Source organism: Anaerobacillus alkalilacustris (genome assembly GCF_001866005.1).
GTDB classification, from domain to species: Bacteria; Bacillota; Bacilli; order Bacillales; family Anaerobacillaceae; genus Anaerobacillus; species Anaerobacillus alkalilacustris.
Map to the genome: position 1 here is coordinate 67,085 of NZ_MLQR01000001.1, position 25,415 is coordinate 92,499.

18 protein-coding genes, 16 tRNA genes and 2 rRNA genes are annotated in these 25,415 nt (G+C 38.2%); 27 read left to right on the forward strand and 9 right to left on the reverse strand.

Features of this window, described 5'->3' with window-relative positions; all coding sequences use genetic code 11:
• Nucleotides 1-603: 603 nt before the first annotated feature.
• The 22 genes from BKP37_RS00320 to BKP37_RS00425 all read left to right on the forward strand — a co-directional run bounded on the left by BKP37_RS00320 (nt 604) and on the right by BKP37_RS00425 (nt 12,598).
• A 23S ribosomal RNA gene (locus BKP37_RS00320) occupies nt 604-3,716 on the forward strand.
• A gap of 85 nt (nt 3,717-3,801) precedes the next feature.
• A 5S ribosomal RNA gene (rrf, locus tag BKP37_RS00325) occupies nt 3,802-3,917 on the forward strand.
• 10 nt (nt 3,918-3,927) lie between these two features.
• Nucleotides 3,928-4,002, forward strand: a tRNA-Asn gene (locus tag BKP37_RS00330).
• 3 nt (nt 4,003-4,005) lie between these two features.
• Nucleotides 4,006-4,099: transfer RNA gene (locus tag BKP37_RS00335), tRNA-Ser, on the forward strand.
• A gap of 12 nt (nt 4,100-4,111) precedes the next feature.
• Nucleotides 4,112-4,186, forward strand: a tRNA-Glu gene (locus tag BKP37_RS00340).
• A gap of 27 nt (nt 4,187-4,213) precedes the next feature.
• Nucleotides 4,214-4,289 (forward strand) — tRNA-Val (locus tag BKP37_RS00345).
• Between the two features lie 144 nt (nt 4,290-4,433).
• Nucleotides 4,434-4,510 (forward strand) — tRNA-Met (locus tag BKP37_RS00350).
• A 9-nt stretch (nt 4,511-4,519) separates the two neighbouring features.
• Nucleotides 4,520-4,595 (forward strand) — tRNA-Asp (locus tag BKP37_RS00355).
• 166 nt (nt 4,596-4,761) lie between these two features.
• Nucleotides 4,762-4,837: transfer RNA gene (locus tag BKP37_RS00360), tRNA-Phe, on the forward strand.
• A gap of 49 nt (nt 4,838-4,886) precedes the next feature.
• Nucleotides 4,887-4,962, forward strand: a tRNA-Thr gene (locus BKP37_RS00365).
• Between the two features lie 76 nt (nt 4,963-5,038).
• Nucleotides 5,039-5,122, forward strand: a tRNA-Tyr gene (locus tag BKP37_RS00370).
• 12 nt (nt 5,123-5,134) lie between these two features.
• A tRNA-Trp gene (locus BKP37_RS00375) sits at nt 5,135-5,208 on the forward strand.
• 15 nt (nt 5,209-5,223) lie between these two features.
• Nucleotides 5,224-5,299 (forward strand) — tRNA-His (locus BKP37_RS00380).
• 13 nt (nt 5,300-5,312) lie between these two features.
• A tRNA-Gln gene (locus BKP37_RS00385) sits at nt 5,313-5,387 on the forward strand.
• Nucleotides 5,388-5,391: 4 nt separating this feature from the next.
• Nucleotides 5,392-5,466: transfer RNA gene (locus BKP37_RS00390), tRNA-Gly, on the forward strand.
• Between the two features lie 12 nt (nt 5,467-5,478).
• Nucleotides 5,479-5,552, forward strand: a tRNA-Cys gene (locus BKP37_RS00395).
• Between the two features lie 27 nt (nt 5,553-5,579).
• A tRNA-Leu gene (locus BKP37_RS00400) sits at nt 5,580-5,668 on the forward strand.
• Nucleotides 5,669-6,141: 473 nt separating this feature from the next.
• Nucleotides 6,142-7,305 (forward strand): galactokinase, encoded by a 1,164-nt coding sequence (locus BKP37_RS00405; protein WP_071307766.1) that lies wholly within the window; start codon nt 6,142-6,144, stop codon nt 7,303-7,305.
• Between the two features lie 27 nt (nt 7,306-7,332).
• Nucleotides 7,333-8,331: a UDP-glucose 4-epimerase GalE gene (gene galE / locus BKP37_RS00410; protein WP_071307767.1), complete on the forward strand. Its 999-nt coding sequence runs from the start codon at nt 7,333-7,335 to the stop codon at nt 8,329-8,331.
• Between the two features lie 22 nt (nt 8,332-8,353).
• On the forward strand, nt 8,354-9,877 hold the full coding sequence (gene galT, locus BKP37_RS00415) for a UDP-glucose--hexose-1-phosphate uridylyltransferase (protein ID WP_071307768.1): 1,524 nt from the start codon (nt 8,354-8,356) through the stop codon (nt 9,875-9,877).
• A gap of 398 nt (nt 9,878-10,275) precedes the next feature.
• A complete protein-coding gene (locus BKP37_RS00420) occupies nt 10,276-11,517 on the forward strand; it encodes an ROK family transcriptional regulator (protein ID WP_245712415.1) in 1,242 nt (413 codons plus the stop codon).
• Between the two features lie 31 nt (nt 11,518-11,548).
• Nucleotides 11,549-12,598: an aldose epimerase family protein gene (locus tag BKP37_RS00425; RefSeq protein WP_071307769.1), complete on the forward strand. Its 1,050-nt coding sequence runs from the start codon at nt 11,549-11,551 to the stop codon at nt 12,596-12,598.
• Between the two features lie 64 nt (nt 12,599-12,662).
• Here BKP37_RS00425 and BKP37_RS00430 read toward each other — a convergent pair whose 3' ends face one another.
• From BKP37_RS00430 to BKP37_RS00445, 4 genes are all read right to left on the reverse strand, one after another.
• Nucleotides 12,663-14,951 carry an alpha-galactosidase gene (locus BKP37_RS00430; RefSeq protein WP_071307770.1) on the reverse strand — a complete coding sequence of 763 codons (2,289 nt, stop codon included), beginning with the start codon at nt 14,949-14,951 and terminating at the stop codon, nt 12,663-12,665.
• 35 nt (nt 14,952-14,986) lie between these two features.
• Nucleotides 14,987-15,817, reverse strand: coding sequence for a carbohydrate ABC transporter permease (locus BKP37_RS00435; RefSeq protein ID WP_071307771.1), 831 nt, complete (start codon nt 15,815-15,817; stop codon nt 14,987-14,989).
• A complete protein-coding gene (locus BKP37_RS00440; RefSeq protein ID WP_071307772.1) occupies nt 15,817-16,752 on the reverse strand; it encodes a carbohydrate ABC transporter permease in 936 nt (311 codons plus the stop codon). The genes BKP37_RS00435 and BKP37_RS00440 overlap by 1 nt, the downstream gene beginning before the upstream one ends.
• 104 nt (nt 16,753-16,856) lie before the next feature.
• The gene (locus BKP37_RS00445; RefSeq protein ID WP_071307773.1) at nt 16,857-18,143 is read right to left on the reverse strand and encodes an ABC transporter substrate-binding protein; all 1,287 of its coding nucleotides are present in this window, start codon (nt 18,141-18,143) and stop codon (nt 16,857-16,859) included.
• Nucleotides 18,144-18,572: 429 nt separating this feature from the next.
• Between BKP37_RS00445 and BKP37_RS00450 the strand changes: the two genes are divergently transcribed.
• From BKP37_RS00450 to BKP37_RS19830, 3 genes are all read left to right on the forward strand, one after another.
• Nucleotides 18,573-19,625 carry a LacI family DNA-binding transcriptional regulator gene (locus tag BKP37_RS00450; RefSeq protein WP_071307774.1) on the forward strand — a complete coding sequence of 351 codons (1,053 nt, stop codon included), beginning with the start codon at nt 18,573-18,575 and terminating at the stop codon, nt 19,623-19,625.
• Nucleotides 19,626-19,834: 209 nt separating this feature from the next.
• Nucleotides 19,835-19,919 (forward strand) — tRNA-Leu (locus BKP37_RS00455).
• Between the two features lie 379 nt (nt 19,920-20,298).
• On the forward strand, nt 20,299-20,448 hold the full coding sequence (locus BKP37_RS19830; protein WP_169823055.1) for a hypothetical protein: 150 nt from the start codon (nt 20,299-20,301) through the stop codon (nt 20,446-20,448).
• 689 nt (nt 20,449-21,137) lie between these two features.
• Here the strand turns inward: BKP37_RS19830 and BKP37_RS00460 are convergent.
• Nucleotides 21,138-22,103, reverse strand: coding sequence for an RICIN domain-containing protein (locus BKP37_RS00460; protein ID WP_071307775.1), 966 nt, complete (start codon nt 22,101-22,103; stop codon nt 21,138-21,140).
• Between the two features lie 223 nt (nt 22,104-22,326).
• Between BKP37_RS00460 and BKP37_RS00465 the strand changes: the two genes are divergently transcribed.
• Both BKP37_RS00465 and BKP37_RS00470 read left to right on the forward strand, forming a co-directional pair.
• Entirely contained in the window at nt 22,327-23,454 is a 1,128-nt protein-coding gene (locus tag BKP37_RS00465) for a CAP domain-containing protein (protein WP_071307776.1), read from the forward strand.
• Nucleotides 23,455-23,784: 330 nt separating this feature from the next.
• Complete coding sequence (locus BKP37_RS00470; protein WP_071307777.1) at nt 23,785-23,973, forward strand: hypothetical protein; 189 nt, start codon at nt 23,785-23,787, stop codon at nt 23,971-23,973.
• Nucleotides 23,974-24,233: 260 nt separating this feature from the next.
• Here BKP37_RS00470 and BKP37_RS00475 read toward each other — a convergent pair whose 3' ends face one another.
• The 4 genes from BKP37_RS00475 to BKP37_RS00480 all read right to left on the reverse strand — a co-directional run bounded on the left by BKP37_RS00475 (nt 24,234) and on the right by BKP37_RS00480 (nt 25,414).
• Nucleotides 24,234-24,518, reverse strand: coding sequence for a hypothetical protein (locus BKP37_RS00475; RefSeq protein WP_071307778.1), 285 nt, complete (start codon nt 24,516-24,518; stop codon nt 24,234-24,236).
• A 12-nt stretch (nt 24,519-24,530) separates the two neighbouring features.
• Complete coding sequence (locus tag BKP37_RS20625; protein ID WP_281242972.1) at nt 24,531-24,665, reverse strand: hypothetical protein; 135 nt, start codon at nt 24,663-24,665, stop codon at nt 24,531-24,533.
• 234 nt (nt 24,666-24,899) lie between these two features.
• Nucleotides 24,900-25,154, reverse strand: a complete 255-nt coding sequence (locus BKP37_RS19500; protein ID WP_139193028.1) for a hypothetical protein — start codon at nt 25,152-25,154, stop codon at nt 24,900-24,902.
• Nucleotides 25,154-25,414, reverse strand: a complete 261-nt coding sequence (locus BKP37_RS00480) for a hypothetical protein (protein ID WP_071307779.1) — start codon at nt 25,412-25,414, stop codon at nt 25,154-25,156. Before BKP37_RS00480 ends, BKP37_RS19500 begins: the two co-directional genes overlap by 1 nt.
• Between the last annotated feature and the right edge of the window lies 1 nt (nt 25,415).

The following is a 25,415-nucleotide window of genomic DNA, read 5'->3' on the forward strand; positions in this document are numbered from 1 at the left end:
AGAAGGAAGTGTCCTTATGTTTAAAAATTATAACATGAATCAATTAGTTTTGCCTTTAGATTTAGAAGTGAAATTACAAAATAACGATATTGCCTTTCATATAAGGTGCGGCTGGATCACCTCCTTTCTATGGAGTTAAAACTCTAGTCGATGCTTTTCTTTAGAGGAAAGTACGCTGACGCTGTGTTTCAGTTTTGAGAGAATAATCTCTCTTAATAAGTAATTGAGACAATTTAGAAGCAAGAAGTTCGAGGAAGTGACTGAGGAAATCACCGGAGTGTGCTTAGAGGCACATGAGGATGATTAACGAAGGAACTGACGAAGAAATTCGCTGCTTATCAATTGTTGACTTGTTCTTTGAAAACTAGATAACAATAATACATTTAAGTTTTACCGGAAGTCATTATGACTTTGAGTAAATCTTGAGTAGTCAAGAATTCAATTCGACGAAAAATCCTTTTGAAAAAACAGGTATTTTTTCGNAAGAAGCAAGGAGATCGAGGCGGCGAGCTTTCGAGCAGCGGAGTGTATGTTTAAGGATACATGAGCAGCGCAGAAAAGCGAAGCCAACGAAGAGATCCGCAGCTTATTACGGAAAAATTAGGTTAAGTTAGAAAGGGCGCACGGTGAATGCCTTGGCACTAGGAGCCGACGAAGGACGCGACGAACAGCGATATGCCTCGGGGAGTTGTAAGTAAACTTTGATCCGGGGATTTCCGAATGGGGGAACCCACCATCCGTAATGGGNTGGTATCCATATCTGAATACATAGGGTATGAGAAGGCAGACCTGGGGAACTGAAACATCTAAGTACCCAGAGGAAGAGAAAGAAATATTCGATTACCTGAGTAGCGGCGAGCGAAACGGTAACAGCCCAAACCAAGGGGCTTGCCCCTTGGGGTTGTAGGACACTCTATACGGAGTTACAAAGAAACGAAGTAGACGAAGCGATCTGGAAAGGTCCGCGAAACAAGGTAACAGCCCTGTAATCGAAACTTCGTTTCCTCCAGAGTGTATCCTGAGTACGGCGGGACACGTGAAACCCCGTCGGAATCCGGGAGGACCATCTCCCAAGGCTAAATACTTCCTAGTGACCGATAGTGAACCAGTACCGTGAGGGAAAGGTGAAAAGCACCCCGGGAGGGGAGTGAAAGAGATCCTGAAACCGTGTGCCTACAAGTAGTCAGAGCCCATTNACGGGTGATGGCGTGCCTTTTGTAGAATGAACCGGCGAGTTACGATTACGTGCAAGGTTAAGCTGATGAGGCGGAGCCGCAGCGAAAGCGAGTCTGAATAGGGCGAATGAGTACGTGGTCGTAGACCCGAAACCGTGTGATCTACCCATGTCCAGGGTGAAGTTCAGGTAACACTGAATGGAGGCCCGAACCCACGCACGTTGAAAAGTGCGGGGATGAGGTGTGGGTAGGGGTGAAATGCCAATCGAACTCGGAGATAGCTGGTTCTCCCCGAAATAGCTTTAGGGCTAGCCTCGAGGGAAGAGTATTGGAGGTAGAGCACTGATTGGACTAGGGGTCCCCACAGGATTACCGAATTCAGTCAAACTCCGAATGCCAAATACTTATCCTCGGGAGTCAGACTGCGAGTGCTAAGATCCGTAGTCAAGAGGGAAACAGCCCAGACCATCAGCTAAGGTCCCAAAGTATACGTTAAGTGGAGAAGGATGTGGAGTTGCCCAGACAACCAGGATGTTGGCTTAGAAGCAGCCACCATTTAAAGAGTGCGTAATAGCTCACTGGTCGAGTGACTCTGCGCCGAAAATGTACCGGGGCTAAACGTATCACCGAAGCTATGGATTGNATGCCAAATACTTATCCTCGGGAGTCAGACTGCGAGTGCTAAGATCCGTAGTCAAGAGGGAAACAGCCCAGACCATCAGCTAAGGTCCCAAAGTATACGTTAAGTGGAGAAGGATGTGGAGTTGCCCAGACAACCAGGATGTTGGCTTAGAAGCAGCCACCATTTAAAGAGTGCGTAATAGCTCACTGGTCGAGTGACTCTGCGCCGAAAATGTACCGGGGCTAAACGTATCACCGAAGCTATGGATTGACACCTNAGGTGTCAGTGGTAGGGGAGCGTTCTAAGTGCTGTGAAGTCAGACCGGAAGGACTGGTGGAGCGCTTAGAAGTGAGAATGCCGGTATGAGTAGCGAAAAGAGGGGTGAGAATCCCCTCCGTCGAAAGCCCAAGGTTTCCTGAGGAAGGCTCGTCCGCTCAGGGTAAGTCGGGACCTAAGCCGAGGCTGAAAAGCGTAGGCGATGGACAACAGGTTGAAATTCCTGTACCACCTCCTCACCGTTTGAGCAATGGGGGGACGCAGAAAGGTAGGGTAAGCGCACTGATGGATATGTGCGTCCAAGCAGTTAGGCTGAGAAGTAGGCAAATCCGCTTCTCGTTAAGGCTGAGCTGTGATGGCGAGCGAAATTTAAGTAGCGAAGTTCCTGATCCTACACTGCCAAGAAAAGCCTCTAGCGAGGTGAGAGGTGCCCGTACCGCAAACCGACACAGGTAGGCGAGAAGAGAATTCTAAGACGCTCGGGAGAACTCTCGTTAAGGAACTCGGCAAAATGACCCCGTAACTTCGGGAGAAGGGGTGCTCTGATAGGGTGTTAAAGCCCGAGAGAGCCGCAGTGAATAGATCCAAGCGACTGTTTAGCAAAAACACAGGTCTCTGCGAAGCCGCAAGGCGAAGTATAGGGGCTGACACCTGCCCGGTGCTGGAAGGTTAAGAGGAGGGGTTATCCNTNNGGAGAAGCTCTGAATTGAAGCCCCAGTAAACGGCGGCCGTAACTATAACGGTCCTAAGGTAGCGAAATTCCTTGTCGGGTAAGTTCCGACCCGCACGAATGGTGTAACGATTTGGATACTGTCTCAACGAGAGACCCGGTGAAATTATATTACCTGTGAAGATGCAGGTTACCCGCGACAGGACGGAAAGACCCCATGGAGCTTTACTGTAGCTTGATATTGGATTTTGGTACAATTTGTACAGGATAGGTAGGAGCCTGAGAACCCGGAGCNCNAGCTTCGGTGGAGGNGTCGGTGGGATACTACCCTGATTGTATTGAAATTCTAACCTAGGACCGTGATCCGGTTCGGGGACAGTGTCAGGTGGGCAGTTTGACTGGGGCGGTCGCCTCCTAAACAGTAACGGAGGCGCCCAAAGGTTCCCTCAGAATGGTTGGAAATCATTCGTAGAGTGCAAAGGCAAAAGGGAGCTTGACTGCGAGACCTACAAGTCGAGCAGGGACGAAAGTCGGGCTTAGTGATCCGGTGGTTCCGCATGGAAGGGCCATCGCTCAACGGATAAAAGCTACCCTGGGGATAACAGGCTTATCTCCCCCAAGAGTCCACATCGACGGGGAGGTTTGGCACCTCGATGTCGGCTCATCGCATCCTGGGGCTGAAGTAGGTCCCAAGGGTTGGGCTGTTCGCCCATTAAAGCGGTACGCGAGCTGGGTTCAGAACGTCGTGAGACAGTTCGGTCCCTATCCGTCGCGGGCGTAGGAAATTTGAGAGGAGCTGTCCTTAGTACGAGAGGACCGGGATGGACATACCGCTGGTGTACCAGTTGTTCCGCCAGGAGCATAGCTGGGTAGCTACGTATGGAAGGGATAAGTGCTGAAAGCATCTAAGCATGAAGCCCCCCTNGGTGACGTGTGGAGCTGAGAGATACTAATCGGTCGAGGACTTATCCTAAAATAAGAATTGAATTCACACTCAAGAAACTTAAATGTATGTTATCTAGTTTTGAAAGAATGATTTCTTTCAACTAAATATATTATCTAGTGGCGATAGCGAAGAGGTCACACTCGTTCCCATGCCGAACACGATCGTTAAGCTCTTTTGCGCCGATGGTAGTTAGGGGCTTCCCCTTGTGAGAGTAGGACGTTGCTAGGTTATATATTATTCCACAGTAGCTCAGTGGTAGAGCAATCGGCTGTTAACCGATCGGTCGTAGGTTCGAGTCCTACCTGTGGAGCCATATGGAGAGCTGTCCGAGTTGGCCGAAGGAGCACGATTGGAAATCGTGTAGGCGGTGTAAAACCGTCTCGAGGGTTCAAATCCCTCGCTCTCCGCCACTCGTTTTATATGGCCCGTTGGTCAAGCGGTTAAGACACCGCCCTTTCACGGCGGTAACACGGGTTCGAATCCCGTACGGGTCACCAAAATTACTTATAAACATGTATTACCTCGGAGGATTAGCTCAGCTGGGAGAGCACCTGCCTTACAAGCAGGGGGTCGGCGGTTCGATCCCGTCATCCTCCACCATACTATTATCGCGGGATGGAGCACATTGAGTTAGCTTCGAAGGATAAGCCCCGCAGCTCGACGCAACAGCTACAGAGCATTGCTAGTAGAGGAAGAGCGAGTCGTTACATCAAAAGCAAGCACAAAACATTATATCTTTATTATCGCGGGATGGAGCAGTCTGGTAGCTCGTCGGGCTCATAACCCGAAGGTCGGAGGTTCAAATCCTTCTCCCGCAACCAAATTATCTTGGACCCGTGGTGTAGCGGTTAACATGCCTGCCTGTCACGCAGGAGATCGCCGGTTCGATCCCGGTCGGGTCCGCCATTTAAAACAAATAAAAAACTATGGCTCGGTAGCTCAGTCGGTAGAGACGAGCAGAGCACCTTTGAAATTGCTGCGAGTTGCTTCGACACAGCTTGCTACGAAGCTTAGCTTGTAGAGGAAGAAGCACAGGAATATTAAACGCAGCGGGGAAATAACTTAATTAAACGGCTCGGTAGCTCAGTCGGTAGAGCAGAGGACTGAAAATCCTCGTGTCGGCGGTTCGATTCCGTCCCGAGCCACCAGTGTTTTTTTGCGTAACTAAAGTGGAGCAAAAATAACTTACCTATATATGCCGGCCTAGCTCAATTGGTAGAGCAACTGACTTGTAATCAGTAGGTTGGGGGTTCGAGTCCTCTGGCCGGCACCAGGTGTATTGTAATATTGAATTATATTCTTCGTATATCTTGACGTATTTCTTAATGATATGTATATTTATATAATATGGAGGGGTAGCGAAGTGGCTAAACGCGGCGGACTGTAAATCCGCTCCTTAGGGTTCGGCGGTTCGAATCCGTCCCCCTCCACCATTTAGATTTTATAGGGGCATAGTTTAACGGTAGAACAGAGGTCTCCAAAACCTCCAGTGTGGGTTCGATTCCTACTGCCCCTGCCATTCAAAGTTAATATGGCGGTCGTGGCGAAGTGGTTAACGCACCGGATTGTGGCTCCGGCATTCGTGGGTTCGATTCCCATCGATCGCCCCATTTTATTAATTAATGGGCTATAGCCAAGTGGTAAGGCAACGGACTTTGACTCCGTCATTCTCTGGTTCGAATCCAGATAGCCCAGCCATTTTGCGGGAGTAGTTCAGTGGTAGAACACCACCTTGCCAAGGTGGGGGTCGCGAGTTCGAATCTCGTCTTCCGCTCCAATTTAATACTGAGGCGGCATAGCCAAGTGGTAAGGCACGGGTCTGCAAAACCTTCACCCCCGGTTCGAATCCGGGTGCCGCCTCCAAGTTCTATTGTAAGTCTATTTAGTTTTGCCGGGGTGGTGGAATTGGCAGACACACAGGACTTAAAATCCTGCGGTAGGTGACTATCGTGCCGGTTCAAGTCCGGCCCTCGGTACCATACATAAAAATTTCCTTAACCAATTTTGGTTAAGGTTTTTTTGTAGTATCAGAATTAATAGTTTCTAACTCGGAAACTGTCTAGCGCAAGCAGCCTACGAGCTCGGTCACTTCAGTCCTTTCGCTCGTGAACAAGGCGCTTGCGCTTTTCTTGTTTATTAGTAAATTAGCAATATTAGGTAACACTAAGAGGACTTTTTTTGGCTGTCTCGCTTCATACTAACAGATAGGTAAAAGATTTTTGTAGTAATTCAATAATTTTTTTAATTTTACTTATTGAATATTAATAGTAAAACGATTACAATTACGTTAGTTAATTAATTTAATTAACGAAGTTACGGATGAAAACTTAATTAATATTATCTTAGTATTCGATTGTCGTACAACTAAGTATTAATCATTCTGAATTACTATTAAACAGATAAAGATTGAACAAAGTACATGAATTTACCAATAAATAAAGGAGTGTTATGGATGAAAGAAAAATTAATTAGTCAATTTGAAAAGGTTTTCGGGGCAGGTGGTGAGTTGGAAGCTTTCTTTGCTCCAGGGAGGGTAAATTTAATTGGTGAACATACAGATTATAATGGTGGACATGTTTTTCCATGTGCACTAAGTGTAGGATCATATATAATTGCTAGAAAACGAGCAGATAAAAATGTGCAAATGTACTCTTTAAACTTTGATGAGGTTGGTACCGTTATTTTTAACGTTGATGAGTTAGTATATGTAGAAGAACATGATTGGGCAAATTATCCAAAAGGTGTTATTAAGATGTTCAAGGAATTTGGACTAAATATTTATTCTGGGTTTGATGTTCTATTGTTCGGAAATATACCGAACGGTGCAGGTTTATCTTCTTCAGCATCGGTTGAACTTGTAACATCAGTGATGTTAAAGGAACTTTTTGATCTTGATATAAATATGGTGGACATGGTGAAATTAAGTCAAAAAGCTGAGAATGAATTTATTGGTGTGAGCTGCGGTATTATGGACCAATTTGCCATCGGTATGGGGAAAACAGATCATGCAGTTCTTTTAGACTGTCAGACGTTAGAATATACGTACAGCCCAATTAAATTAGATGGTGCGTCGTTAGTAATCGCCAATACAAATAAACGAAGAGGTTTAGTAGATTCAAAATATAATGAGCGACGATCAGAATGTGAACGTGCTCTTAATCAATTGAAGGAAGTTGTCGTTATTGACTCTTTAGGGGATTTAACTGTAGAGAAATTTGAACAACTTAAAGTTGCAATTACAAATGAGATTGATAGAAAAAGAGCCAAACACGCAGTATATGAAAATGCACGTACAATTGAGGCGGTTGAGCGCTTGAAAAATGGTGATATTAAAGGTTTTGGTGATTTAATGAATCAATCGCACACTTCTTTAAGAGACGATTATGAAGTGACTGGCTTTGAGTTAGATACCCTTGTTGAAGCTGCATGGTCTCAATCGGGAGTCATCGGTTCTCGTATGACAGGTGCTGGTTTTGGTGGATGTACAATTAGCATTGTTGAAGACGAAAAAGTAGATGAGTTTATTGAAAATGTCGGTAAAATTTATAAGGAAAAAACTAATCTAACTGCTGATTTTTATGTTGTTCAAATTGGTGATGGAGCAAGGAAGATATAAGATTAGTTGATTAAGGAGGAGAATAAAATGGCAATTTTAGTTTGTGGTGGTGCAGGTTATATAGGGAGTCACACAGTTTCAGAATTACTCGATCGTGGTGAAGATGTAGTCGTTGTTGATAATTTGCAAAATGGTCATAGAGATGCTGTATTAGAAAAAGCAACATTATGCGTTGGTGATTTACGAGATGAAAAATTTCTTGATACGGTTTTTAATGAATTTAAAATTGATGCAGTCATTCATTTTGCAGCTGATTCACTAGTTGGTGAAAGTGTAACAGCTCCATTAAAGTATTATGATAACAATGTTTATGGGACGCTGTGTCTGTTGAAAGTAATGGAAAAGCACGGTGTGAAGAAAATCGTCTTTTCATCGACAGCAGCAACATACGGCGAGCCAAAGAACATCCCAATTTTAGAAACAGATCCAACAATTCCTACAAATCCTTATGGGGAAACGAAATTGGCTGTAGAAAAAATGCTAAAGTGGGCAGATGAGGCTCATGGGATTAAACATGTCATTTTACGCTATTTTAATGTGGCAGGAGCTCATATGAAGGGGATTTTAGGGGAGGATCATTCTCCTGAGACACATTTGATTCCGATTATTTTGCAAGTAGCTCTTGGAAAACGTGAGGAAATTTCAATATTCGGTGACGACTATGATACGGAAGATGGAACGTGTATTAGAGATTACATCCATGTAACGGATTTAGCAGACGCCCATATTTTAGCGTTAAATAAATTGAATGAAGAAGAAACAAGTGCTATTTATAATTTAGGAAATGGAAATGGATTTAGTGTTAAAGAAGTTATTGAAGCGGTGAGAAAAGTGACTAATCATCCTATTCCTGCGATTGTTTCTCCTAGAAGAGCTGGTGACCCTGCGAAATTAGTAGCATCATCAGAAAAAGCGATGAAAGAGCTAGGGTGGAGTCCCAAATATGCAAATTTAGAAACAATCATTTTAAGTGCTTGGGAATGGTTTAAGAAAAATCCTAATGGTTATCCAAAACAGTCAAACTAACTTTGGAAAGGACTGAGTAGTCATGTCAGTAAATATTCACTTACAGATCGAAAGGTTAATTCAATTTGCGATTGAAAATAATTTAGTAAGTCAGTGGGATAAAGATTATACCCGAAATTCGGTATTAGATATATTAGGCCTTGAAGAAGTAGTAGATGTTGAGATTGAAAGTGAGAATCTGGAATCTCCTATAGAAATTTTAGAAGAAATTCTTGATTGGGCTGCTGTTAATGGTTGTTTACAAGAAAATACCGTCACATATCGTGATTTATTGGATACGAAAATTATGGGGTGTTTTGTTCCTAGACCTTCCGAGGTCATTAGAACCTTTGAAGATAAATATCGAAATAGTCCTGAAGAGTCAACGGAATATTTTTATCAATTATCAAAACAAAGTCATTATATTCGAACTGACCGAATTGCAAAAAATGAGCATTGGTATAGTCCAACTGAATATGGTGATATCGAAATAACAATTAACCTATCAAAGCCAGAAAAAGATCCAAAAGCAATTGCAGCAGCAAAACACCTAAAACAAAGTTCTTACCCAAAATGTTTACTATGTAAAGAGAATGTTGGGTATGTGGGTCGTGTAAATCATCCTGCAAGACAAAACTTGCGTACAATACCGGTAACACTTATGAATGAGCTTTGGTATTTACAATACTCTCCATATGTATACTATCATGAACATTCTATTTTATTTTCAGAAAATCATGTACCAATGAAGATATCAAAAAAGACCTTTTCGAGATTGCTTGAATTTGTTGAACAATATCCACACTATTTCTTAGGTTCGAATGCGGATTTACCGATTGTCGGTGGATCGATATTAAGCCATGATCATTTCCAGGGTGGTTACCACGAATTCCCGATGGCTAAAGCAGAGATGCAAGAAACATTTAGTTTTTCAAAGTTTCCTAATGTTACTGCTGGTATTGTTAAATGGCCGATGTCAGTAATTAGACTTCAAAGTGAGGATAAGGATAGTGTTGTACAGTTAGCAGACCATATTCTTTCATTTTGGAAGCAATATTCCGATGAAGATGTTGATATTTATGCCTTTTCTGAGGATACGCCTCATAATACAATTACACCAATTGCTAGAAGAAGGGGAGAACTATTTGAACTAGATTTAGTCTTAAGGAATAATCGTACGAACGATGAACATCCAATGGGGATTTTCCATCCACATACAGAGGTTCATCATATAAAGAAAGAAAATATTGGATTAATTGAGGTTATGGGTTTAGCAGTTTTACCAGGCAGACTAAAAGAAGAGCTTCAATTGCTTGCTAAGGCTTTATTGAATGAGGACTACGTGAATGAGATAAGGGGCCATGAAGATATTAGTAAGCATCTAGATTGGGCAAACCAAATTAAAGCAAAGTATAGTAATCTTAATGAAAATAATGTTCAGCAAATAGTAAAGGATGAGGTAGGTAAAATTTTCTCAACTATTCTTGAACATGCAGGTGTATTTAAGAGAGATGAAGCGGGTAATGAAGCCTTTGTAAAATTTATTAAGAAAGCGTCTGAAGTGTAAGTATTGTCGCACCATATGGAAGTTTATATTACAGCTATAACGTTACTAAAATTATGCTTTCGTTGAGTTATACTGTCATCCTAGTAGGTAGAGTGTGATGTGGTTTTAGAAAATCACGTAGTTAATCTAAAAAACTTTTGCTGGCATTTGTTTGTATTAAGGTATGCCCTCTTATAAAATATTTATTAATATATTTTATAAGAGGGTTTATACTTTAAAGATAAGAAAAATTCTGAAGTTGGAAAGTTTTTTAGCTTTAGCGCTTACCCGCTCGAGGGCACTTTGCCCCTTTATATGAAGCCAAAGGGTACGCTTTATGTAAAAGGGCATCATTAGCTTTCGCAGGTGGCCGAGGCGCTTGAACTTTTCTTATATTATAGAGAAAGGGGGGGAACGATGTGTCGAGTTCACAGCTTACAGGTAGTTTTAAATTAATGAAATCAATGAATCGTTCGGTAATATTGCATTTAATCCGTAAGCATAAACAAATTTCTCGAGCAGAAATAGCGAAGAAGGCTCATTTAACACCACCAACAGTTACAAATATTGTGAATGAGCTATTGGAAGTCGGGCTTGTAAAAGAAAGCAAAGTAGGTGAATCGAAAGGTGGAAGAAAACCTATTTTGCTATCAATGAATTCGAAAAGTTTTTATGTCGTTGGTTTAGATATTGGTGGTCAAAAAATTAGAGGAGTATTAACGGATTTAAATGCGGAAGTTGAAGAAAGTGTTAGCATTAATTTTCAAAAAGGTTTGAGTAAGGAAGATCTACTAAGTAATATAAAAAATGTGATTACGTCATTAATTGCAAATTCAAAAGTAGAAAAAACAAAGTTATTAGGAATTGGAATTGGAATGCATGGAATGGTTGATCATCATCAAGGAGTAGCATTATTTGCTCCAAATTTACAACTAACAAATATTCCGTTAAAAAAAGAATTGGAAGAAGAGTTTGATTTACCTGTTTATGTAGAAAATGATGCGAGAGCATTTGCCCTAGGTGAAGCCTGGTTTGGAAATGGCTACGGATTTGAAAACCTCGTCTGCATTAATGTTGGAATTGGTATAGGTGCTGGTATTGTTATGAACGGGCAACTGTACCATGGGAAAAATAATATTGCCGGAGAAATAGGGCATACGATTGTTGATATTAATGGAACGAAATGTACGTGTGGAAACTACGGTTGTTTGGAAACCGTTGCAAGTGGCCGAGCGTTAGTTGAAAAAGCAAAGGAAGAACTTTCGAATGGCAAGTCTTCTTTACTTCAAGATGTAGTTAATAAAGATGAAATTACTGGTGAACTGATTTTTCAATATGCACAAAAAGGTGACATAGTAGCTAAAGATATCTTAGTTCAAACAGGTAAATCATTAGGTGTGGGGATATTGAATTTAGTTAACTTTATTAATCCTGAACGAGTGATCATAGGTGGTGGGGTCTCTAAAGCAGGATCTTATATTTTAGATCCTATCCAAAGCCTTATCGCTTCAAGAGCACTAACAGAAGATGCAAGAAAAACAGAAATTGTTCCTTCTAAATTAGGGAACTACGCCACTTCTATTGGAGCAGTTACATTAGTTCTGTTTGACTTATTTAGTGCAGATCCGGTAGGAAAAGGTCAACTTACTATAGAATTTTAGTGATGCAATAGTTAGAAGGGAGAGGTAAGATATGAAAATAACAAAAGATTTATTTGCTAAATTAAAGGGCAAATCAATTTATGCTTATACCCTAAAAAATAGCCATGGAATGGAAGTAACGTGTATTGACTATGGATGCATCATCACCAAGATCTTGATTCCTGATGTAAATGGAAACACTGAAAATGTCGTATTAGGATTCGATACGTTAGAAGATTATCAAAATTATTCACCATACTTCGGTGCCGTATGCGGTCGTGTGGCAGGAAGAATATCTAGAGGGCAGTTCGAGTTAAACGGGAAGACGTATCAATTAGCAACTAATAATGATAATAACCATTTGCACGGTGGTATAGAAGGCTTTGATAAGGTTGTTTGGAGTTCAAGGGTCATTGAAAATGAACATGAAGGATCGGTTATATTTACTTACTTAAGTAAGGATAGTGAAGAGGGCTATCCAGGAAACCTAGAAGTAAAAGTTACGTATACATTATCAGAGGATAACGCTTTCACCATTACATATGAAGGTGAAACAGATAAGACAACGATCGTTAATCTAACAAACCATACGTATTTTAACTTAAGTGGAAATGCGAAACGCGATATATTAAATCATCAATTACAACTAAAGAGTGATCAATTTATTGAGTTAAATGATGAATTACTACCTACCGGTGAACATTTACCTGTTGAAGGAACACCATTTGATTTCCGAGAAGGAAGAAAGATTGTTGATGGTTCTTATTCTTCACATCCACAAAATCAACTAGCAGGGGAAGGGTATGATCACCCATTTCTATTAAATGAAAATAATAAGGAAGAAATTATTTTAATAGATGAAGAAAGTGGACGTCGTCTAGTCATTGAAACAGATCAACCGTGTGTTGTGCTGTACACTGGTACTCAACTACAAGATCATTTCAAAATCGGTCAAACCGAGTCTAGAAAATATTTAGGGTTATGCTTAGAAACTCAAGGAGTACCAGACGCCATTAACCACCCCCATTTTCCATCTATTGTGCTTGAAAAAGGCGAGAAGTATTTCTCTCAAACTAAGTATTCATTTGGATTTTCCAACTAAAGTATAATCTTTCAAAGAAAAAAGTAAGGCTTTCTACAAAATTGTAGGAAGCCTTACTTTTGCGTTAATTTACTTCCAATTTTTCTTGAGAGGCTGTTTGTTGATGAATAGGTGAGTTAATCGCTGTTAACTTGTAAATTCTTGATGAGAAGTCCCCAGATTGAGACTTACTAACTTCGGATAACGATGCACCAGAATATTCATTTTCGAGTTGAAGTCCAACATTCATTAACTCATCTCCAAGCATAGAAACAGGAAGATCATTTAATTTATATTCAAAAGCTTCATTTAAACCTTTTAGCAGCAGTCGTTTATAGCCAGGGTTAGGTTTTGCTAGTACTCGGTAATATCCAACGATGGCTTCCGTTTGGTCTTCTGAAACAACCATCCAACTTGTTTCATTTCCGTCATTTTCAAATGGACTTAAAAGTCGATAGAAGGTTCCACGTTGGAATAAAGAACGGTTTTCTTTATAAAAGGCAATTTGTTCTTTAACCAACTCTTTTTCCTCGTCTGACATTTTTGCTAGATCAAGTTCATAACCAAACACTCCAAAGAAGGCAACATTTCCTCTCATGTTCAGACTCGTAAATCGGTGTACTTGATGATTTGGTACGGCAGATACGTGTGCTCCCATCGCGCTAAGTGGGTAGACAAAGGATGTTCCATATTGAATTTTTAGGCGCTCAACTGCATCGGTATCGTCACTCGTCCATGTTTGTGGAGCGTAGTATAACATACCTGGATCGAAGCGACAACCACCACTAGCGCATGATTCAAATAGGACTTCTGGAAATTCGCTTGTCAATCTTTCATAAAGGTCATAAACCCCTAAAATAAATCGGTGTGAGACCTCCCTTTGTCTTTGTGCAGCTAAAGCTGGTGAGCCGATTTCAGTCATATAACGATTCATATCCCATTTTACATACGTGATCGGAGCTTCACGTAATATTTCTGCCATCATTTCATAAATGTAATCAACCGCTTCTTTTCTTGAAAAATCTAAGACGTGTTGGTTGCGTGCATGCGTATTTGCTCGACCTGGAACATGAATGAGCCAATCCGGATGCTCTTTAAAGAGTTGACTTTTTTTCGAAACCATTTCAGGTTCAAACCAAAGACCAAATTCCATATTAAGAGCCGTAATTTTTTCAGCCAAACCTTTAATTCCATTTGGTAACTTTTCTTCATCGACATACCAGTCCCCGAGTGAAGTAGTGTCATCATCACGTTTTCCAAACCAGCCATCATCTAAAACAAATAATTCAACACCTAATTCTTTAGAAGCTGTCGCAATTTCAACGATTTTCTCTTCATTAAAATCGAAATATGTTGCTTCCCAATTGTTAATAAGTACAGGACGGTTTTTATCACGCCATCTCCCTTTAGCAAGTCTTGAGCGATATAACTCATGGTAAACTTGGCTCATAGCATTTAAACCTTGATCAGAATAAACCATAACGACTTCAGGTGTTTGAAAACTTTCTGTTGGGTCTAGTAACCAACTAAAATCAAATGGATTAATTCCTAGTGAAACTCGAGCTACATCGTAATGATCAACTTCTACTTGAGCTAGGAAGTTTCCGCTATATACAAGGCTAAATCCGTATACTTCCCCTTGGAATTCTGTTGTTGATGTTCGTTTTAAGGCAATAAACGGGTTTTGTTGTCCGCTACTAGCTGATCCACGTGTACTTGTAATGCTTTGGATCCCAGGCTGTAACTTTCTCGTTTTTACATGGCGTTCTCTTGCCCATGATCCAGATAACTGGATCATTTCATAATCGGAATCGAAAAAGTCAACATTCATACTTAAAGCACGATTTAATTGAAGTTGTTGATTACTGTTATTAATAAACTTTGCACTTCTTGTTACGACATTATATTTTTCGAAAACAGTGTAAAGTAAATGAATTTCAGCATCAATGAGCTCATCATATAATAATACTTGTAATGTTGTTGCTTCGTGGTCATCTTCTACGTAAGTAGCTGGAAGCCCATCTAATTTGGGCTTTCCAGAAAAGATAGAGTGGCTTTTATATTCAAAATTAGTAATGCGACTACCATTTTCTTGTACGATTTGAAAAGCAGGCTCACGATAATCAGATGTGCCGTAACATGGAAATTCTTGTTTAATACTATCTAATGAAAATTCTAAATCACCTTCAAAGACACAAGAAGCGCCAGCGCGTGGTTGTGTTTTAAAGAGGTGAGAAAAGCTAGGACGGTGTTGGATTTTCTTTCCGTAATATAAATGCCCTAAGTGATTGTTTTTTAATACCGTAAAAATATAACTAACATCTTTAGCTTGTAAATGAAACTCTTTTGTATTTTCATTAAAATAAATCGGCATGTCAAAAATCCCCCTGAGTCATAGATTAGTAATGATTAACCTTTTACAGAACCGGATGCTAAACCAGCGATAAAGTACTTTTGTAGAAGTAAGAATAAGATAGTCATTGGTAACATTGCCATAGATGCCGCTGCGGCAACTAGTCCTAAATTATTTTGATTTTGTCCAAAGAAGCTTGCGAGTGCAACTGTAAGTGTGTGAACCTCTTTATTTTGTAAGAAGAAAATAGCAAATTGATAATCGTTCCAAATAAATACACATGAAATGATTAACACAGATGCAGTAACTGGTTTTAATAAAGGAAAGACGATCTGAAAGAATATTCCTAAAGTACTACAACCGTCTATTTTTTCCGCTTCCTCTAATTCTTTAGGTATCGTTGATTTGATAAATCCGGCATATAAAAAGATCGTTAATGGAATAAAAGCTGCAAAGTTATTTAAAATTGCAATGGTTCGAGTATTTAACATACCGATATTAACAACCATTTGGTATAAAGGTACTAATGCTGCTAAAGGTGGTATAACCATGATAGATACAAATAGTAGTAATACTACTTTGTTTAATTTTGTATTGCGACGAGCGAGTGGATAGGCAGCCATTGAACCAAAGAAGATTAATAGAATGGCTGCTCCACTTGTAATTAAAACGCTGTTCATTAAAGCAGTTCCTAAATTTGCCCTTTCCCAGGCTGAAACAAAGTTTTCAAAGGTTAAGTAATCAGGGAGACTCCACTTTGAACTGAAATCACCGCGCGTTTTGAAAGCCGTTGTAAGTAAAATATAGAAAGGAATTAAATGGAATAAAGTGATAAATAATGCAATCGATGTTAATATGGTTTTCTTTTTTCTACCAAGGCGATCCATTAGGCTTCAACCTCCTTACGTTTTAAGTAAATAAGAGCACCTATACTGATAATAAGTATGATAAAGGCCATGAATACACCTTGGGTTGCAGCGTAGCCAGCATCTTGTCGTTTAAAATAAAGGTCATACATAAACGTTGACATCGATTGAGATGCATTACCTGGGCCACCGCCAGTCAAAGCGACGATAACATCAAACAATTTCAAACCACCAATAACATTTAATACGATATTAATTGTGATAGAAGGCGCTAGTAGTGGTAGTGTAATATTTTTGAATTGCTTCCACGCTGAAGCACCATCAATTTGTGCAGCTTCATAATAATCTTTAGAAATGCTTTGTAAACCAGCTAAATAAATAATCATTGCAATTCCAACAAACTGAAACGTATTAACGAAAACGATGATCCAAGGATTTAAGTCAGGGTTTCCTAATGCATTGACTGAGTTAAAACCAAAGAAATTAAAAGCATCATTTAGGGCTCCACCTTGGTAAGCAAAGAAGAAATACCATATATAACCCATAATGAGTGGGCTAATAATAACAGGGAGATAAACGATTGTACGTGTTAACGTCTTCATTTTGATGCTTTGATTTAAGAGCAAAGCGTATCCTAACCCAATGACATTTTGAAGGATTGTACTTCCAATACCGTATAGTAGAGTATTTTTAACTACAAGCCATGTAGTTGGATCTGAAAACATTCTTCGATATTGATCTAAACCAACCCAATCGTAGTTTTGAGAAAAACCGTTCCAATTTGTAAAAGTGATCTTTATACCACTTAAAAAAGGATAGATAATAAATGCAGTAACTGCTAGAATAGCGGGTAGGTACATCCACCAAAGTGAGGATTCTTTATTCTTGTTTAGTTTTTGTTTTGGTTGAACTGTCGTAGGAACAGATAACTTTTCTTTTTGAACCAATTCATTCATCTTGTCAACTCCTTACAAAGATTGATAGAAAGCTAGTTAAATGGTGTGAGGCAGGAAAATTATTCCTGCCTCTTTAGGCATAAGTTAACTAGATATTTCCCAGATTATTGATTTCTTAATCGGTTATATTCATCTTCCATCACTTTAGTTACTTGTTCAGGTGTCATTGTTCCAGCAAGTAGCTCAGCTGAAGTGGTTGCCATGACATCCCACATTCCACTTGGTAAGAAGACACGATCAAAGTATGGTTGGATTTCAATGTCACTAAATGTATCAAAGTATTCGTTAAAATAGTTGTCAGTAGAAACGTTTGTTAAAGCAGCTGGTAATGAAGTTGCTTCAGCTAGTGCTTTCGCATGTTCTGGTTGTGAGATAAAATCAATAAATAGTTTTGCTTCTTCAAGTTTCTCTGAAGCTTTCCATGCTGCTAGTGTAAAGCGCTCTCCACCAATCCAACTTGGTGTGTCACCAGTGTGTACGGCAGGTGTAGGTGCAATACCTACTTTTAAATCAGGGTTGAAACTAACTGCATCCATACCGATAGCAGCTCCTGTGAATAAAAATCCGACCTTACCTTGTGCTAGTAATTCAGCTGCTTGAGAATGTCTAGCTGTTAATACATCGGTGTTTAATAAACCTTCATCGTGAATTTCTTTAAATTTTTCTGCTAGATACGTAAAGTTAGACCAGTCAAAAGATCCGTCTAATAGTTGGTCACCAAAAGCATTGTCAGGATGTGTAATTAATAGTGGAGTTAACATCTGGTCGACGAATTGTGCCAACGTCCAACTCTCACCACCGCCAAAAAATAAAGGTGTGACTTCGCCATTGCTCTTCTCCTTAATTGTCTTTAGAGCTTCAATAAAGTCATCAAAAGTAGTAGGTGCTTCAATTCCGTACTCATCTAGTAAACTTGCATTATAGATATAGCCATCCTTCGCTTGGTTTAATGGATAAGCATAAACCTTACCAGTTTCATCTTTTAAAATTTGGTCCATAGCTGGATCGAGGTGCTCTACCCAAGCCATGTCTTGTAAGTCAGCTACGTACTCTCCGTAGCGAAGTTGTGACCAACCGTGAGTATCGAATAAATCAGGCATATCGTTAGCTGCCATCTTTACACGTAAAAGATCTTCGTAACCACCTCCTGGATAGTTTGCATCTATTTTGATATGTGGATATTCCTCTGTAAATGCTGCGATAACAGTTTCAAAAGCTTCTTGCTCTAAATCACTACCTAATGTTGTAAAAAGTTCGAGTGTTACTTGCTTTTGATTTGATGCATCTGTTGAATCTGTTTCATTGTTAGAAACTTCATTATTACTACTACAACCAATCATTAAGACAGAAATTAATGCGAACGTAATGATAGAACCGAATAACTTTTTCATAATATCCCCCTCGAATATTTATTAGGTTTAAGCGAAATAATTTTGACTAGTGGTTAAAATATTATTAATGGCGTTTTACATAAGTTAATTAAATTTATTAACTAACTCCCCCTTTGTAGTGAAAAGATTAGTAAATTAAAACGCGTTATTAAGTAATGTTTACTTCGCTTGTTTAGAAGTCTACCAGAAAAATTAAGCGCTTTCAATAGTTTTTTCTATTTTTGTTAAAAGTTTACTTAAGTGTTTTTTGGGGGGGGAGGAACTGTGGTCATTTCTTATATGTGTAGATGGTTGGATTTTTATGTGCAGTGATGCCAATAAAGAAAGTTTATATTGAATATGGATTATAGATTTACAGCGTAGTAATATTTTGTTAATATTAAGTAAAATAATTAATTGGTTTACTAAATAAAAAGTAGGTGTTTACCCGTGATTACAATTAAAGATTTAGCGAGAGAAGCTCAAGTATCTGCTGCGACAGTATCGAGAGTATTAAATAATGACCAGACATTAACGGTTATGAAAGAAACACGAGAAAAAATTCTTAGCATTGCTAAAAAATATAATTACGTGCCAGTAAAAAAGAGATCTTCCAATAAAACGAACCATGAACACAAAGATACAAAACTAGGTGTATTGATGTTCTGTACAATCGAACATGAATATGAAGATCCTTATTTCCTATCCATTCGTCAGGGGATTGATAAGCAATGTGAGGAATTAGGTATTGAAACGCCGTTATTAATACGGATAAGACAAGATCAATCAGATAAGAAACTTAGCTATTTAGATGGTTTGATTGTTGTAGGTAATATTTTGCCAGAGGATGTAGCGCATTTCTACCCAAACTCTGATCGAGTTGTTTTTATCGACGATTCCCCTGATCAAGAGAGGTTTGATTCTGTCTTAACGAATCTTGAAGGTGCAACTAATAAAGTTTTAGAGTATTTTTTCAATATAAATTATACAGATATTGGATATATTGGTGGTCTGGAGCCGCCGTTAACTTTTTCATTAAAAGATGGAGAAATCTTGAGGGGGTCGGATAATGGGAAAGTGAGAAGAGAGACGTTTGAAAAAGTGATGAATGAAAAGGGGCTTTATAATCCGGAGAATGTTTACATTGGTGAATGGACAACTGAATCTGGCTATCATTTAATGGAAGAGGCGATAGGAAAAGGTAATCTCCCGAGAGCGTTTGTTGTAGGTAGTGACCCGATGGCGATTGGTGCTATAAGAGCATTACATAGAGCGGGGGTCAGGATTCCAGAGGATGTAGCAATTATTAGCTTTGATGATATTGAGGTAGCGGCTTACGTTCACCCTCCTTTAACAACAGCAAAAATCTTTACAGAACAGATGGGGCGTTCGGCGGTTATGTTAATTTTAGAACGACTTCGTGGTCGTGAAGTTCCTGTGAAACTTGTATTACCTACTAAGTTGGTAATAAGGGAATCGTGTGGAGGTAACATTAATGAATAGTGTTCTTAAAGTGAGGATAGGGTAGAGGGATGACTCTACCCTTAGCGTTTTCGATAGATTATGATTATATCTATTAAAGTCGTTTCATTGGAAAGGTGATGTTAAATTCTAAAAGTAAATAGATGATCTTTCGTGTTATGCAAGTTTGTATATTGTTATGTTGACATATTTAACTGATTGTGTTTTAATTAATTAGTGTTATAACATATGCCGGTGTGGCGGAATTGGCAGACGCGCACGACTCAAAATCGTGTTCCTTCTGGAGTGTCGGTTCGACCCCGACCACCGGTACCATTACATAATTTAAATGCTGTTATATCAACGTTTCTTACAATTTGTAGGGAACGTTTTTTATTTGTCTAAAAAACGACTCTTATAAAAATATCGTGTTCAAAAAATCGTGTGCGTACCTGTCAAAATATAAGGTGGAATTAGAAAATGGCAAGGCGTACAAATGAATTAACGATTGAGCCCCTTCACGAATACCGTCTAACAACAAGTGCCCATAATCAATTTAAATTAAATTCCATTTAGTTGCTGAAATCTGTTCTATTATCTAATAAAGTAATAAGGTTTACTTCAGTAAAATAAGGTATATTATATTTGTTGAATAGATTCTTACAAATGCTAAATTAAGAATTCTCTTTAAAGACAAGAAAAGTAGGTGAACAAAGTGGGAAAATATCAATTGGATGCCAAAGGTCAGGTAGCTGTGACAAAGTTTCATGAAAAACAGAAGCCTGCCAAATTTGATAAAAAGCAGCAACTTGAAAAAATACGTGCGGAGTATTTGAAAAAGAAGCAAAAACAAACAGATAAATAATTTGAATTGAAAACATAGGAAGACTAAAATCTCCTATGTTTTTCTTATTCGAAGTTCTTTTTTCGATTGATGATAGAGTTTATTATTCCCATTAATTTCAGATTCGGTGACAAAAAACTTGTCATCAGATAACCATTCCTCACTAAAAATTTAATTAGCAGAATCAATAGACCAGCCGTTATTTTGGATACAACAGTAAGCTCCAACAGAAATTTTTAAAACATTATCAAGAAATAAAATGTTGCAAGTTGCAAGGTCAATGAAATAATTTATAGACCTAACGGGGGCTTATGTTGTCTAAGAAAAACTAACAATACAATGTCAAATGCTGCGTACAACGATACTGTTGAGAAATTTCAGAGACGATTACGTTTATAAAGTGATCGTTTCTTCTTCGTATTTGATTAAATACTGCGTAACAAATGTCTTCTTTTTTAAGTTACTTTGTAAAGAATGTACTTAAGATAAAGAAGTGGAATTGTTAAGAAAGTTTAGAATTAGAGATTAATAATAAATTTTAAAATGAGTTATCTGCTATGGAAAACTTGGTTGCAAAAACAACTTGAGAGAAAGGAATGAAGTAAATTGAGTAATAAGGTACTAAATATTAAATGAAGAATAATCACACAATATTTTTGCATTTCCTCTAATCAAAAAAAGGGGAGCAAAACTAGCTCCCAAACTTTCACTTAAAACTTTAGTCCAGACCATGATCCAACTCTTGTTTTTGCCCCCCAAGTTTTTCTCCAAACAAATTTCGGTGGCAAACCACCTTGCAAAGTCCTATGTTGCATCTCTAATTCAACCCAGAGCGTTTTATTCTCAACATATACAGAGAATACATACCTTGATGCTTCTGGAATTATAGGCCATATAGCTGTTGCGCCTCTATTTGTGGCGCTAAGAGAATAAGTACCACCAGTATTAATGTTTGCTATCAAAGGCTTTACTTCAATGGCACACTCGTAAATTAAATATTCCAAATCAAGGACATCCCTGATACCCACTGTTCCTGAGTCTAACTTTTTCCCTTTACCACCTGTTACAGAACAATCAGGGCCATTTGTGGGTCCATTAGCTCTCGTAACTTTCCAGTATCCGCCACTACCCAATCGAGGCCATAAAATTACTTCACCAGTATTACCATCTAAATCTAAGTAATATCCTTCCCATTTGGTCTTGGCAGTATTTTGCAGACTAACCCTACCATCATCGTGGTCTGTTATTTTCCAATACCCGCCACTACCAAGACGCGGCCATAAGATAACCTCACCGGAATTACCATCTATATCAAGATAGTGACCTTCCCATTGTGTTTTTGCAGTATTTTGCAGACTAACAATATTATCGCCATGGTCTGTTAATTTCCAGTACGCTCCGCTACCAAGACGTGGCCATAAGATAACCTCACCGGAATTACCATCTATATCAAGATAGTGACCTTCCCATTGTGTTTTTGCAGTATTTTGCAGACTTATGGTACTTTCACGATAATAGAAGTTTTGTCTGTTATAAGAGTTATTTTGGTAAGTTGGGTATGTTTGAAAAGGATAGCTTTGATAAGGATTGAGAGTGTAATTTCGAGTGTCACCGTAATATGAGGTTCCGTTGCAGTAAGGACATTGGTAATAAAAAGGGGGCTCAAAACTATGCATTGTTGTGAATCTCCTCCTCCGTTTTATAATGTATATTATCATATAGAAAAATTAGGAAAAAGTGCTTGTATAGTGAAATCCACTGTTTTTATATTTGTATTAATAAAATGCTATTTCTTATGCGGATACTTCAAAAGAGAATAGCTTACAATTTGATGGTATGATTAAAATGAATAATGTCCGGTAATAAATAGAATTAAATAACTAAAATAGGAGTGTAGTTGTGATACGGTTTATTTTACTAGTAATCATGTTGTTTTTTGGATATGTTTCAAAGCCGTTATGGGAAGAGCCAGTTCAACAACTAGATCCTTCATCTATTTGGGCTTCAGTTCATGATACCGTAGATCAGTTCAAAGAAGACCCAACTATCAATTATGTGTTAGATACCCTTACTCAGCAATTACATTCTCTACTCGAACCTTCTGATCATCCACAATTAGAATCTAGTGATACATTCATCCAAGCACCAGAATTAGTAGACCCTAGAGATCGATTGTTTTCTATTCATAATATTGAACTGGGGAATTCAAGAGCTGAAGTGGAGCAGATAATAGGTGGTAGTCCCAAGAGAAGCACGATAAATGAATATGATATAAGTTGGGATGCCTATCACGAAAACTATCAAAATTTTATCATGGTTGCTTATGATGAAGAGGATATTGTTCGTGGCCTTTATACGAATCAGGATTTGATTTCCTCTTCGACAGAAATAAGTCTAGGTAGTCCTATACAATTAGTGCAACGGCAACTTGGGACTCCTGAAACTTTCATACAATACCGTTTGTTCAATTTTCGTATGAATAGTAATGGTGAATATGATGTATTCAATCTTGACAACAGCTATGTGACGATTTTTTATGATCAGCACGAAAACAACACAGTTACCGCTATCAAAATTATCGATGAAGAACTCGAACAAAAGAAAAATGCTATATATTCCGAACCAAGCCAGCAGCTACAAGAAGGCTTTGAATATCAGTTGTTTGATTTAACAAATGCTTCTAGAAGAAATCATGATTTGCCTCTTTTAACATGGGATGATCATGTGAGAGAAACGGCTCGGAAGCATAGCTTGGACATGGCAGAAAACCAGTATTTCAGTCATACAAATTTACAAGGTCAATCTCCGTTTGAACGAATGGCAGAAGATAATATTGAATTTATGACTGCTGGTGAAAACTTAGCATACGGTCAAATTAGTAGTATCTTTGCACACGAGGGACTAATGAATTCCTTAGGACACAGAGAAAATATCCTTAAGGTAGATTTTCTCTATTTAGGGGTTGGAGTGGCATTTAATAATGAGTCACAGCCTTATTTTACTAAAAAATTTTTTAGTATTACATAGCCACTATAGGTTTTGAATACTAAACCAAGTCATTTGACTTGGTAGTTTAAAAGCGAATTTAATATTACAAAAAAAAAGAAATGATTGTAATTTTCATTGTGGGATGCAATTGAGTGAATTTCATAATTATAATAACCCAGCTACATGAATCCATAACTAGTTACGAACGGTTCGGCGTAACTAGTTATAGTATTTTAGTGGCGAGAATGATGGATTATGAAATTCAATAAGTTATGTAGTTTAGAAATGGAAAACAAATTAAAGCGTTTACATATGTGGGTAGATTTTGTATTATTAAGATATTCGGAAAAAAGAAGGTGAGGTAATAATATGTCAGATTCTTTTTATGAAAAATTACCAAATGATTTGTTAATTCGATTCTATGTAGAAATTAAAAAAAACATTGAAACTGGAAGTTTAACGAATGAATTGGATACCGAATTAAAAATGATTAAAGCTGTTACTCAAAAAAGAAATATTAATCTATTAAACCTTAATTATAATGTGCTAAATACATAATTTAACGAGTAGTACTCGTTAAATTATTTTATTTTCTTGAAGTTTTTTAGAATAATAACGAGTCAATATACAGTTAAGATTCCTTTTCTACAAAAATAAAGGCTGAACAATAACTACTTATTTTTTTCGTACGATAAGTAATTTTGAAACAGCTTTTATCCTTGTGAATTGTCATGTATTAAGTTAATGGTAAAAAAATATCTAGCTTCACAAATTTTCTAAGATTAAAATAAAATTTCTACACCTAAATAGGTTCCGATTTATTTTTTGGATTGCAATAGTTCCATTAATTCGCCAATACTTAATCCCTTCACCTCATTTAAGAGCTTTTCCATTCCAGGGTTATTTTTTCTCTTTAAAGACCCTTCTAATAGTATTACAACAGTTTGGTCCTTATCTACAAGAATTGATTGAACATATAAGGCGTTAAATAGCACTGCAGCTACAACCGCAATTTGTTGGGGGGATAGCTTATAGCTGTCAATTAGTTTTTTGAAATTTTCTTTTTCTCCTTTTGAAAAACTATCAAAACCTCTCGTAGTCATCAGCTCACCTCCCTAACTTTCTAAAATGATAGGAAGTATTTCCGCAGGTATCCCTCGTTCTTCGGGCTCATCTGTAATATTTAATGAAAATGTAATAAATAAAAATATAACCAGGCCTAATAAAACATAATATTGAGTATCTGTCATGAAGGTTTCACCTCACTCATCACTTAAAAGTACCGAATTCAATAGTTCATTAATAAATTGTATGTATTGTCATTGTTAGTTGTGCAAAGTTTGTTGTCCTAAATTAAGGTTTTGTGTTATTAGATAGAAGTGTTTAGTATATGTAGAATAATGTTAAATACATTCAAACCATGAGTAGTCCGATAATCCTTAGTTTCAGAAAATCGTCCCCCCCATGGTGATTAAATATTCGATTTATGAATTTACGAAACTCCACATCGATCTACGATGATGAGGGTTTCTTGGATCAACCCCACAATTCATTAACCACCTTGCTACATAATCTCTTGTTTCTGGTGTTATCGTTACTTCACAGCATTGTGCTAATCTATCTACTACTGCATATGATCCTGCGGAGGTACGTAACTCTTGATACGTGCACGCAGAAAGGCACTTATAAACTCTTACGGCAATAACCGGATTACAAATTTTTGTTCTAAATGTTTTCATTAAATGTGGGTTTCATCAGCATAAAGCTTCCAAGCACCATTTTCTAATTGTGTTGCTAAAAGCCTATTTACAAGTGATGCAATCAATTTTTCATTGTCCTCTTTTAGTACCCTCAAAGTAATTATCATATATGCATCTGTTAATGGACTATTTTCACAAGGAAATCTCCAAGAGCCGTCTGAGGATTGTTTCGACTTTAGCTGTTCGATTTTATATTTTTTGTAACTGGAAATTTTTTTCTTCAGTAACTTCCAATTCATA